This window comes from Vagococcus sp. CY52-2 (genome assembly GCF_022655055.1).
Lineage (GTDB): Bacteria > Bacillota > Bacilli > Lactobacillales > Vagococcaceae > Vagococcus.
Genome location: NZ_CP093384.1, coordinates 509942 through 521793, shown reverse-complemented (window position 1 = coordinate 521793; position 11852 = coordinate 509942). Strand labels below are relative to the sequence as shown.

Below are 11852 nucleotides of genomic sequence, written 5' to 3'. Positions count from 1 at the left end.
TTGATTCGATACTCAATAGTTATCACGACTTATTTAAAAATAAAGCTCTGAATCTTAATCAATTCAGAGCTTAATAAGTGGTTTATTTATTTTCCAAAATCAAATTCGATATCTAAGTCTACAACTTCTTCAACAGCTTTTAATAATTCGCCATTGATTAATACATCTGTGGCTTTTTCTAATTCGTCATACATTTCAATATCTTTATCTAAATCAATGAATTTCACATATTTTCTAAAGACATCATACGCTACTTGAGTTCCTTTACCTAATACACCACGGTCTTTAATGAAGTCAATAGCTTGACATGCTGCCATCATTTCAGTTGCGACGATACGACGAGAGTTTTTCGTAATATCTCTAGCAGTTCTAGCTGCTGTTGTTCCCATACTGACAAAGTCTTCTTGGTTTTCACAAGATGTAATTGAGTCCACACTTGCTGGATGTGATAAGATTTTGTTTTCTGATGCTAATGATGCTGCAGCATATTGTGTAATCATAAATCCTGAGTTAACGCCTGGATGTTTCACTAAAAATGAAGGCAAACCACTTAAGTTAGTATTTACCAAACGTTCCACACGACGTTCAGACACATTTCCAATTTCTGCTGCGCCAATTCCTAAGTAGTCAAATGGTTGTGCCATTGGTTCACCGTGGAAGTTACCTCCTGAAATAACATCTCCACTACGAGTGATAATTGGATTATCTGTTACAGAGTTAATTTCGATTTCCACTTTTTTCTTCACGTAAGCCACAGTATCTTTACTTGCACCATGAATTTGAGGCATACAACGTAATGTGTAAGGATCTTGTACACGTTCAGCTGTTGCTTGCGTTGTTAAGGTACTTCCTTCTAACATGTGACGAATATTTTTCGCTGTTGCAAGTTGCCCACTTTGAGGACGAATAATATGTAACTCTTCATCAAAGGCATTTACAATACCATTGTGTACTTCTAATGATAATGCTCCGGCAATGTCTGAAAGTTTTAATAACTCGATTGAATCATGTGTTGCTAATGCTCCGATAGCGGTTAAAACTGTTGTACCGTTAATTAAAGCCAAACCTTCTTTTGCTTCTAAGTGAATCACTTCAACACCAGCACGAGCCATTGCTTCTTTACCTTCTAATAATTCACCATTGTAATAAGCACGCCCTAATCCTAACATTGGTAACACCATATGTGATAATGGTGCTAAATCTCCTGAAGCTCCTAAAGATCCTTTTTCTGGAATATGTGGTACAACGCCATTATTTAACATAGCCATTAAGGTTTCAATGGTACTTAAACGAATACCTGAATAGCCTTTTAATAAAGAGTTGATACGGATTAACATAATAGCACGTACTTCATCTTCTCCTAAAGGATCACCAAATCCACTTGAGTGAGTACGAATTAAGTTTTCTTGTAATTGTCTAGTTTCTTCTTGTGGAATACTTACTTTAACAAGGGAACCAAATCCAGTATTGACACCATAAGTTACTTTTTTACTGTCGACAATATCATCAATAATTTTTCTTGAAGCATTCACTGCCTCGATTGCTTCTTGTGATAACGTAATTGTTGCACCTTTTCTTGCTACCTCTACCACTTGTTCCAATGTTAAATCATTACCTGTTAATGTAATTACTTCAGTCATTATTGCTTCCTCCTAAACTCATTTTCAACTTAACAACTCACTTCACTCATTCAATACTCTTTAACCCTTTATTTCGCTTTACTTGCGTTTTTACCATTCAATACGAAATAGAAAATTGCAGCGATAATGATACCAATACCTCCAGCAATTAAACTCTTACTATTTGCTCCCATAACAAGCATCCATACACTAACTGCTACAGCAAGTAGTGGAATCACTGGACCAAATGGTAAGCTAAAGGCAGTTTCAACACCAGGATTTTTCTTACGTAAGAAAATAACGGCGATTGCTGTTGGAATATATTGAATAAATCTAAATACTACACTTAATTCTGCTAATTGTTCGAAACTTCCACTTAATAATAATAAACAAGTCAATACACAAGAGATGATAATAGCTACATAAGGTGCGTCTTTTTTATTTTTCTTAGAAACGATTTTTGGTAGTAAACCTTCATCAGAAATACTTGCTCCATAACGAGGAATCATCATTGAATCCCCAACGTTTAATCCAAGAATTGAAATAAGTGCCCCGATGGAAATAATCCATCTACCAGCAGGTCCTATCATCATAGCAAAGGCATCTTGTACAGGCGCATTTGTTTCTAAAATCCCCACTCCAAGCATCGCAATGGTTCCAGCGATAATCATGAAGTAAAGAATTGATACGATACTAATTGAGCCAATAATTGCTTTTGGAACATTTTTCTTCGCATTTCTCATCTCACCAGCTACAACTGGTAAAGCTTCAAATCCGATAAACGCATAAAATACTGTCATTGATGTTCCGGCCATAGCCTTAGATAACGTCATACCTTCTTTTAGTTGTAAGAATGGTGTAAAGTTACCAGCGTCAAAACCATTTTTAATAAAGAAAATACTCATAAAGGTAAACGCAATAATAGGAATCAATTTTGCGATCGTGATACTGATGGTAAAAATTTTGGATGTTTTAAGTCCGGTACTATTAATAATAGATAATAATATCACTAAAATAACACTAATCGCTTTATTATGCCCTTCTAATGCAGGTATTGTAACAATTAATAATTTGGCAAATCCTGCTGCCATTGCTGACCAAGCGATAATCGTTACAAACCAACCTAATAGTCCAACGATAAATCCAACTAAATCACCAAAAGCTGATTTAGAATATTGGAACGCACCACCATTTTTGTCAAAATAACACGCCACTTCAGCAAAGCATACTGCCAAAAGTAACACCAACACCGCATCAAATACCATGGCTAATAGAGAAGCTGGTCCTAAATCTCGATAAATTGTTTGTGGTAATAAGAAAATACCTGAACCAACTACTGCATTAATACCGTAAAGTGTTGCACCGCCTAAACTAAATTTTGAACTTTCTGAGTTTATTTCGGTTAATTTAATCTCATCAACCGGTGTTTTTGTTTCGGTAATCATAAGGGGCCCCTTTCCGATCGTCTGATCGTTAACATAATTTGTTCATTTTTAATATATAAAAATGCTTCCTATCCAAATTATTTTTATTAGAGCGACTTTTCATTTTTCCAAACAACAACTTCGACAGTTGCTGGTGATTGTTGTGGTTGATGAGATTCTATACTAATCATCGAAATCGTACGACTCTCTTCTACCATGACACAATCTCCGGCTTCCAACTTGGCAACATGTTTTTCTTCTTGGTCTATATACGTCATGACTCCATCAACCAACATATAGTAAAAGTATCGAACACAAGGTAATAATGATCTATCATAAATAGTTGAAACAGCAGACATTTCACTAGTGTAGGTTGGTTTAAAGATAACGTTAAAGTCTTGACATTTCCCGACACTTTTTGTTTTATCTGCTCCATCAAACGCATCAACTTCAAACGGTTTCATTTTTTTATTAACAGTAAACGATTCTGATTCATGTGTCAGTTCTAATGGATGATTCAATGACATCAACAAACGCTTATAGCCAGGTAACGCTGAAAATGTACTTTCTTCGATTTCTACTGAAGCCGTAGAAATGCGGTAGTCAAATTTTCCAGGCTCATACTTACCCGTTGGTGGGTAGAGAAACACTTGGGTCGTTTCTCCCCCACTCCAACGAGATGTTTGATGATCATTCTGTTTAAATAAATGATACGACATATTTTTTCCTCTACCTTTTAGAACAATCCAGTAATGTTACCTTCTTCATCGATATCAATTCTTTCAGATGCAGGTGATTTTGGTAGTCCTGGCATTGTCATAACTGCACCAGTTAACGCTACAATAAAACCTGCTCCAGCAGATACTTTGAGATTTTTAATCGTAATCGTAAAGTCTTTTGGTGCACCAACAAGTGTCGCATCATCAGAGAATGAGTATTGCGTTTTCGCCATACAGATAGGCAACTTATCGTAACCCAGTTCTTCTAATTGTTTCAATTGTTTTTTAGCCGGTGCTGTTAATTCAATTCCTTTACCACCATAAACTTTTTGTACAATCTTAGTTAATTTTTCTTCTATTGAATCTTCTAAGTCATATACGTAGCTGAAACTATTATCTTGTTCTGCTAACTCCATGACTTTTTCAGCTAACTCAATACCACCTTCGCCACCATTAGCCCAAACGTCAGATAAAACAACTTCTACGCCACGCTCTTTACATGCTTTTTCAACTGCTTCGATTTCAGCATCTGTATCTAATGGAAATTTGTTGATTGCTACAACAACAGGTAACCCATAAACGTCTTGAATGTTTTCAATATGTTTGTCTAAGTTAGTTAATCCTTTAACAACGGCTTCTACGTTTTCTGGTTCTAATTCTTTCTTAGGAATGCCACCGTGCATTTTAAGAGCTCGAATTGTTGCGACTAATACAACGGCATCAGGTTTGATATTTCCTAAACGACATTTAATATCGATGAATTTTTCAGCACCTAAGTCTGCTCCAAAGCCAGCTTCTGTGATCGCGTAATCTGCGTATTTCATCGCCATTTTTGTTGCAATAATACTGTTACATCCATGTGCAATATTGGCAAATGGTCCACCATGAATAATGGCTGGTGTGTGTTCTAATGTTTGAACTAAGTTTGGATGAATCGCATCTTTAAGTAAAGCTGCCATTGCACCTTCTGCTTTCAAATCGCCAGCAGTAACTGGTTTTCCTTCAAAATTATATGCTACTACCATGTTTTTCAATTTTTCTTTTAAGTCATCAATATCATTTGATAAACATAACACAGCCATAATTTCTGATGCTACAGTAATATCATAACCATCTTCTCTAGGAACACCATTGACGCGTCCTTGTAATCCATTCACAATATGACGCAATTGACGGTCATTCATGTCAACAACACGTTTCCATGTAATGTTACGACTATCAATGCCTAAGGCATTACCATGATGAATATGGTTATCAATCAAAGCAGCTAATAAATTATTTGCTGCGCCAATCGCATGGAAGTCACCAGTAAAATGTAAGTTAATATCTTCCATAGGGACAACTTGAGCATGTCCACCACCTGCTGCTCCACCTTTCACACCAAATACTGGTCCTAATGATGGTTCACGTAAAGCGATCATTGCCTTTTTACCTAATTTAGTAAAGGCATCAGCTAACCCAACAGATGTGGTTGTTTTTCCTTCTCCAGCTGGAGTTGGTGTAATAGCTGTTACTAAAATTAATTTACCGTCTTTTTCATTTTCTAGCCTAGTTAATTCACGAGCATCTAATTTCGCTTTATAATTACCATAAAGTGTTAAATCCTCTTCTTTTAATCCTAATGGAGCCGCTACCTCTTTAATTGGTTTCATTTCAACTGAATTTGCGATTTCGATATCTGATAAATGTGCCATAACTTTTTCTTCAACCCTTCCATTTAATTAATTAACATCTTTTTTAAACGACTTTTAATGTTTCCTCATAAATTTCATCTGCTAATAAACAACCCTTAGCTAATAATGCTTCACCGTCTTGTCGATAAGACGCGACAAATTCTTCATTCTTGATACCTGATAAATTAATTAAAACATTCAGCCATGCGCCTTGAATCCCAGCTTTTAAGCTAAGTGCTGCAACACCTAAGTCACTTGCTGCATTAGTATTTGATTTTCCAATAGCACGTTTTGTCACTTCAAGTGCTTCTAACATTAACTTCATCATGTCTAGTGGTGATTTAGCTGCTCCTTCTAAAGCTGATTGCATAGCCGCACGTCTAGCTGCTTTTTCATCATCTGTTTCTTTTGGCATACTAAACACTGCTGAAACTGCGTTAAATGCTTCTGTATCTTTATCTATTGCTTCAAGTAAATTCTTTTGGAGTTGTTTTGTTTGATCGAACACTAATTTAATGTCATCTTCATATTCAGCATATTTCTTTTTACCAATTGTTAATTCACAAACCATTTTTGTTAAAGAAATTCCCATTGTTGCAGATAATGCCGCTGCTGATCCTCCTCCAGGAGCGGGAGCATCTGATCCCAATGTTTCAACAAATTCACTCACTGTTAATTCGACTAATTTCATATTTAGCAGCTCCTTAATTTAATAAATGATTTTCTAATACTTGTTTACCATAATCAAAGTCTTCTACTTGTAGGTAGTATTCGGCACAATCAATCAATGCTTTTGCTGGTGTTAGACCAATGATTTCACTACCAATAATATTTACGCCATAACGTTTTGCTTCAAAACGAATTGTTTCAAATGTACGGTAAAGTGGCGTTCCTTCAAAGTTAACCATGTTCATAGAAACTTGAGCGATGTTTCTATCTTCTAACATAACCCCAATACCTTTACAATATTTAAATCCACCACCAGAAGCACGAATGATACGAGCAATCTTGTTAGCAATATCAATGTTATCAGTATCTAAGTTGACGTTGAAGGCTACTAATGGCATTCTTGCTCCAACTGCTGTAATTCCTGCTGTAGGATGGATAACTCTTTCACCAAAATCAGGCGCCCATTCTTCTTCGTTTAATTTTTCTGGCATGCCTTCAAATTGTCCTTTACGCACTTTTGCCAAGTTTTTACGAGTTGGGGCAGATGCTGATTCTTCATATAAGAAAATTGGGATATCTAATTCATCGTTGATGCGTTTTGCTACTTTTTTCGAAATGTCGATACATTCTTCTAACGTTACATCTTTAATCGGGATAAATGGAACAACGTCGGTTGCACCCATTCTAGGATGTTCTCCTGTATGTTTTGTCATGTCAATATTTTCACTTGCATATTTAACTAATTGAAAAGCAACTTCTTGAATACCATCTTCATCCCCAACAAGTGTAAACACACTACGGTTATGACTTTTATCTGAAGAATGATCTAACAACGTCACTCCACCGACACTTTTTGCCACTGAAACTAATCCGTTAATTACTTCTTCATTTTTACCTTCACTAAAATTTGGGACACATTCAATAATTTTTGCCATTATAAACAACATCCTTTCAATTTATGGTTTGATACACGTAAAAACTATGTACAGATACTATAACCTACTTTTATAATAAAAAGTAAGAATTTACTTCTTTTTTTCACTCCCTTACTTTTGTTAAAATAAAGCACAACTTATTAGGTAGCGCTTTCAATCGACATCCAAAGAATAGCACCCTTTAAATAACAAGTCAACAATACTTTTATATAAAAAGACAACGTGTGAAATAATTAGTAATGATCATTCTTTATACAATTTTTTTATTTTATTTACTAAAAAAAACCAAGTTAAAAAAATCGTTTTTTCTAGTCTTAATCTTTTGACCTTTTTTTGACAAATTTGCCGTTGAATAAGATAAAGAGTTATAAAATCATTGTCATGTCAATACTTATTGTATTGTAAACCTAGTTTTTCAACAGAAGTTTTTTATCATATTGACAATTTAAATACCTTATCAAAAATAAAATGATTTTTTATTCTAGTTTTACTCATTAAAATTTCATCGTTTTTAAAAAAGAGTTTTGACGATTATTAGATAAAAAAATTATGTTAAAAAAATAATTAAATAACAAAAAATTTTTTTAGAGGTGATAAAAATGACGATATACTTACTAGCAGATTTTGGAAGTACCTACACTAAATTGACTGCGATTGATGATGTGAAACAAGACATTATTACAACTAGCAAAGCCTATACGACAGTTGAAACAAATGTATTAGATGGATACAACCAAGCCTATAACGATTTGTTTTCTGGTGTAAACAAACCTCATATAGATAAAGTATTAGCTTGTTCCTCAGCTAAGAGAGGGTTTAAAATAGTCGCTATCGGTTTATACTTTAACCGCAGAAGCTGCTAAACGAGCGGCTTTAGGTGCTGGTACTAGAGTGTTAAAAGTCTACAGTTATGGATTAAAGCCTCATGATATAGAAGAAATAGAGCAACTTCAACCAGACGTTATCCTTTTAAGTGGGGGAACAATGGAGGAAATGAAAAAAATATTTTAAAAGATACTACATTATTAACCGAACTTTCTTTAAAAGCACCCGTCGTAGTAGCCGGAAATGAAGAAAATTATCCAGAAATAAAAGCGCTTTTTAAACAATTTTGTGTTAATTTCCATTTAACAGAAAATGTAATGCCGCAAATCAATCAACTAAATACTGAACCAACTAGAAAAATATTACGTCAAATATTCATTCATAATATCGTAAAAGCAAAAGGAATGGGTGACATACAAGCTTCATTATCTAACGATATTATTCCTACCCCATCCTCTGTTTTATACGCTGCAGAGCTTTTATCGAAAGGAACGAAAAAAAATAAAGGTTTTGGAAATATTCTTATTGTTGATGTAGGTGGAGCCACGACGGATATCCACTCCATTGATAGCGGCAAAAAACAACAAAAAAACGTCCAATTTGATGGATTAGAAGAACCATTTAGTAAGAGAACTGTCGAAGGAGATTTAGGAATGCGTTACTCTGCTAATAGTTTATTAGAAAGTACCTCTTATCAATCATTTGCTACTTATACTTCTTTTGACGAGGAAACGATTAAAGAAAAATGTCATTTTAGAAGTCAACACCCTGAATACATTGCTGATACTATAGAAGAAAAAATCATGGATAACACTATTGCAAAAATCGCCATTAAAACAGCGATTAATCGTCACGCTGGCTACTATATAAAAGAGCAAACACCTTCTCGTACGATTTATCATCAATATGGCAAGGATTTACGACTCTTCACGACAATTATTGGTACAGGTGGAGTTCTTGTTCACAATGATCACCCTGAGGATGTTTTATCCGCTGCTCTTTCACCAACTAATAAGACCCTCTTAACACCTGAACAAAGTATATATACTTAGATAAAGCATATATACTTTCAGCAATAGGGTTATTATCAACAGTGGATAAAGATTTAGCTTGTAACATTGCGATGAAATATCTTACTAAATTAAACTAAAAAAATCCTCCGAGAATAGCTTCTCGGGGGATTCTCATTTTCTTTTTAGAAGTAATTAGTGATAAACGCAACTGTTTCTACATCTAATCCTAATCCTTCAAAATCTTTTTCAAACTGTTCTAATTCTTTTGCTTCATACTTATCATATTTATCCACATCATGTAATAGACGTTTAATATCATGTAATGCTCTACGTTGCACATACCATTTTTTAATTTCGTATTTTTTATCAGGAGTATCTTCTAAACTAACTTCTTCATCTAAGTATTTGTCTAATTTTTCCATTACTTTAGCAATATCATCTAATACTTTTTCTTCTTTCTTATCATAGTTTGTCATATAAATCTCCTCCTAAAATAGCACATTTATTATTACATGGTTAGTCTACTACTATTTAGTCAAAATTGAAAATGATAACCTATAATAAACGGCTATCTATTCACATTTAATTAAAAGTCAAAATATGATGTTGGGTTTAAATAATGTTTCCACATATCTGTACTTATCCCAAAATGTAAATGACTTCCTGTTGAATTTCCAGTGCTACCAACTAATCCAACAATATTGCCACTTGTTACTTTTTCTCCAAGAGACACACTAATTGAATTTAAATGGAAATAATTTGTGTATAAATCATTTAAATGTTTGATAATCACATAATTTCCTGCAGACGGATCAAATCCTGTTCCAACAACCACACCATCACTAGAAGCAAGTACAGGTGTATTAGCAGCAATAGCTAAATCGATTCCATCATGATGTTCACTTCCCCTTTGTCCAAATGGGCTTGAAATAATGTATTTTTCATCCAACGGTAATATAAAGATGGCTTTTTTCTTTGATTCTGGATTCATAATTTCATAAGTATCTACTTGTTTATTATGTTTTGTTACACGCTTACCTTTTTTCACTGCTTGATCAAAATAAGTTAAATCATATGTTTCAATTAAAGAATTTAATTTTTCATCATAACGTGTATCTGTCGCATATTTTCCTGTTAAAAAAGCAGTTGCTTCTTTATATGACTTAGCTTCCTTTTTACTGACTCCTTTATAAAAGTTTTCATTAGATGCTAGTCCTGACTTCATTAATTTTGCATAATCTTCAAGAGATTCTTTTGTTGAAGGGTATTTTCTAAATTTTGCTTGAATACCATATAATTGACCAGAACCATTATCTTCTAATGTATAAAAAGAAGCTGATTCACCCTTATATTCACCTTTTATACCAAATAAATTATAATTTGGATAAGCTGATAAAGAGCTTTGACCACTTCCAGATTCTAAAATAGCTTGTGCAATCATGACTGAAGCATATAAGTCATATTCTTGACCAATTTTTCTAGCAGATTCACCTATCTCATTAATGAACTCTTGTGTTGTTTTTGTGACTGCAAAATGAATTGGTGAATTTTCTTTATTACTAGTTATTTGACTGGCATCACCAAAATAAGTAGCTTCTGACTGAGCAGGATAACTAACCACTGGTTTTTGTTCTGGTTTTTGTTCTGGTTTTTGTTCTGGCTTTTGTTCTGGCTTTTGTTCTGGCTTTTGCTCTGGTTTTTGTTCTGGCTTTTGTTCTGGTTTTTGTTCTGGTTTTTGTTCTGGTTTTTGTTCTGGTTTTTGTTCTGGTTTTTCTTCTGGTTTTTGTTCTGGTTTTTCTTCTGGTTTTTCTTCTGGTTTTTCTTCTGGTTTTTCTTCTGGTTTTTCTTCTGGTGTGTTTTTCGGTACATCCTCTACCACAGTATCAGTGTCATTACTTGGTACCATTTCAGTTGTACTATCAGTTGTTTCTGCTACTTCTTGATTTATTAATTCACTATCTACCTTATGAAGATCCCTTGCTTGGACAATGGTCCCTACAGATAGACTTTGACATACTAAAGTCGATAATAATAAATACGGTGTAATTTTTTTCATTTTCCTATCCCCTTAACGATCTATTTTCATCTGAGATCTGTCACATTTAATAAATAACACTTTTATATGTATATTATGAATTATTTAGAAAAATAACACAAGTTAATAACAAAAAAAAAAGAAGTGTTTTTTTAATTAAAAAAAGTTGTCAGATGAGACAAGCTCAATCTAACAACTTTAATACTTTTTATTCTATAAAGGAATCATCATCCATAAACCAGCAGCTAACGCGCCACCCACTAATGGCCCTACAACTGGTACCCAAGAATATGACCAATCAGACCCACCTTTATTTTTGATTGGCAACATTTGATGCGCAATACGTGGACCCAAATCACGAGCTGGATTAATTGCATATCCTGTCGGACCTCCTAGAGACAGGCCAAGTGATAAAATTAATATTCCAACAACAACTGGATTGAATCCGTCTGCAAATGTATTTTGTCCAAATGCTAACAAACCAAACACTAAAACAAATGTTCCAATTGCTTCAGTCACAACATTTGATGTATAATTACGAATCGCTGGTCCTGTTGCAAATGTTCCAAGAATAGCTGCTTCATCTTTTGTTGCTTCAAAATGTGGTAAATAAGTAATCCAAACTAAAATTGCTCCTACTATACCACCTAAAACTTGTGCGATAAAGAATGGTGCCACTAAATTCCAAGAAAAATCACCTGCTATTGCTAATCCTAATGTCACAGCGGGATTTAAATGAGCCGGTCCCATAAATCCAGAAATATAAACTGCGATTGTTACAGCTGCTCCCCATCCTAGTGTTACAGCTACCCATCCAGCTCCTTGAGCTTTACTCTTATTTAAACTAACAGCAGCTACTACACCATCACCAAGTAATACCAAAATCAATGTTCCTAAAAACTCACTAAAAATTTGTAAACTCGTTGCGTCCATTATATTT

The 11852-nt window shown here is 34.2% G+C and carries 9 protein-coding genes and 1 pseudogene; 1 reads left to right on the top strand and 9 read right to left on the bottom strand.

The genetic code is table 11. The features are described from left to right. Nucleotides 1-86: 86 nt before the first annotated feature. The 6 genes from hutH to ftcD all read right to left on the bottom strand — a co-directional run bounded on the left by hutH (nucleotide 87) and on the right by ftcD (nucleotide 7039). Nucleotides 87-1640 carry a histidine ammonia-lyase gene (hutH, locus tag MN187_RS02625; RefSeq protein WP_242094191.1) on the bottom strand — a complete coding sequence of 518 codons (1554 nt, stop codon included), beginning with the start codon at nucleotides 1638-1640 and terminating at the stop codon, nucleotides 87-89. A gap of 68 nt (nucleotides 1641-1708) precedes the next feature. Beyond that, nucleotides 1709-3064, bottom strand: coding sequence for an APC family permease (locus tag MN187_RS02620; protein ID WP_241699327.1), 1356 nt, complete (start codon nucleotides 3062-3064; stop codon nucleotides 1709-1711). Nucleotides 3065-3150: 86 nt separating this feature from the next. After that, on the bottom strand, nucleotides 3151-3762 hold the full coding sequence (locus MN187_RS02615; protein ID WP_242094189.1) for a HutD/Ves family protein: 612 nt from the start codon (nucleotides 3760-3762) through the stop codon (nucleotides 3151-3153). Nucleotides 3763-3779: 17 nt separating this feature from the next. Beyond that, on the bottom strand, nucleotides 3780-5456 hold the full coding sequence (locus MN187_RS02610) for a formate--tetrahydrofolate ligase (protein ID WP_241699325.1): 1677 nt from the start codon (nucleotides 5454-5456) through the stop codon (nucleotides 3780-3782). A gap of 43 nt (nucleotides 5457-5499) precedes the next feature. Continuing rightward, entirely contained in the window at nucleotides 5500-6126 is a 627-nt protein-coding gene (locus MN187_RS02605; protein ID WP_242094187.1) for a cyclodeaminase/cyclohydrolase family protein, read from the bottom strand. Nucleotides 6127-6139: 13 nt separating this feature from the next. Further along, entirely contained in the window at nucleotides 6140-7039 is a 900-nt protein-coding gene (ftcD, locus tag MN187_RS02600; protein WP_242094185.1) for a glutamate formimidoyltransferase, read from the bottom strand. A gap of 599 nt (nucleotides 7040-7638) precedes the next feature. On the opposite strand from ftcD, the pseudogene glmL reads away from it, so the two are divergent. Beyond that, a pseudogene (glmL, locus tag MN187_RS02585) lies at nucleotides 7639-8916 on the top strand (methylaspartate mutase accessory protein GlmL). Between the two features lie 143 nt (nucleotides 8917-9059). Here the strand turns inward: glmL and MN187_RS02580 are convergent. The 3 genes from MN187_RS02580 to MN187_RS02570 form a co-directional block, all read right to left on the bottom strand. Continuing rightward, nucleotides 9060-9353, bottom strand: a complete 294-nt coding sequence (locus tag MN187_RS02580) for a hypothetical protein (RefSeq protein WP_242094180.1) — start codon at nucleotides 9351-9353, stop codon at nucleotides 9060-9062. 110 nt (nucleotides 9354-9463) lie between these two features. Further along, nucleotides 9464-10933: a glucosaminidase domain-containing protein gene (locus MN187_RS02575; protein WP_242094178.1), complete on the bottom strand. Its 1470-nt coding sequence runs from the start codon at nucleotides 10931-10933 to the stop codon at nucleotides 9464-9466. Between the two features lie 192 nt (nucleotides 10934-11125). Further along, entirely contained in the window at nucleotides 11126-11845 is a 720-nt protein-coding gene (locus MN187_RS02570) for an MIP/aquaporin family protein (RefSeq protein WP_117972614.1), read from the bottom strand. Nucleotides 11846-11852: the final 7 nt, after the last annotated feature.

Coding starts and splice junctions, on each gene's coding strand:
- hutH (WP_242094191.1), bottom strand. CDS start 1,640: ATGACTGAAGTAATTACATTAACAGGTAATGATTTAACATTGGAACAA.
- MN187_RS02620 (WP_241699327.1), bottom strand. CDS start 3,064: ATGATTACCGAAACAAAAACACCGGTTGATGAGATTAAATTAACCGAA.
- MN187_RS02615 (WP_242094189.1), bottom strand. CDS start 3,762: ATGTCGTATCATTTATTTAAACAGAATGATCATCAAACATCTCGTTGG.
- MN187_RS02610 (WP_241699325.1), bottom strand. CDS start 5,456: ATGGCACATTTATCAGATATCGAAATCGCAAATTCAGTTGAAATGAAA.
- MN187_RS02605 (WP_242094187.1), bottom strand. CDS start 6,126: ATGAAATTAGTCGAATTAACAGTGAGTGAATTTGTTGAAACATTGGGA.
- ftcD (WP_242094185.1), bottom strand. CDS start 7,039: ATGGCAAAAATTATTGAATGTGTCCCAAATTTTAGTGAAGGTAAAAAT.
- MN187_RS02580 (WP_242094180.1), bottom strand. CDS start 9,353: ATGACAAACTATGATAAGAAAGAAGAAAAAGTATTAGATGATATTGCT.
- MN187_RS02575 (WP_242094178.1), bottom strand. CDS start 10,933: ATGAAAAAAATTACACCGTATTTATTATTATCGACTTTAGTATGTCAA.
- MN187_RS02570 (WP_117972614.1), bottom strand. CDS start 11,845: ATGGACGCAACGAGTTTACAAATTTTTAGTGAGTTTTTAGGAACATTG.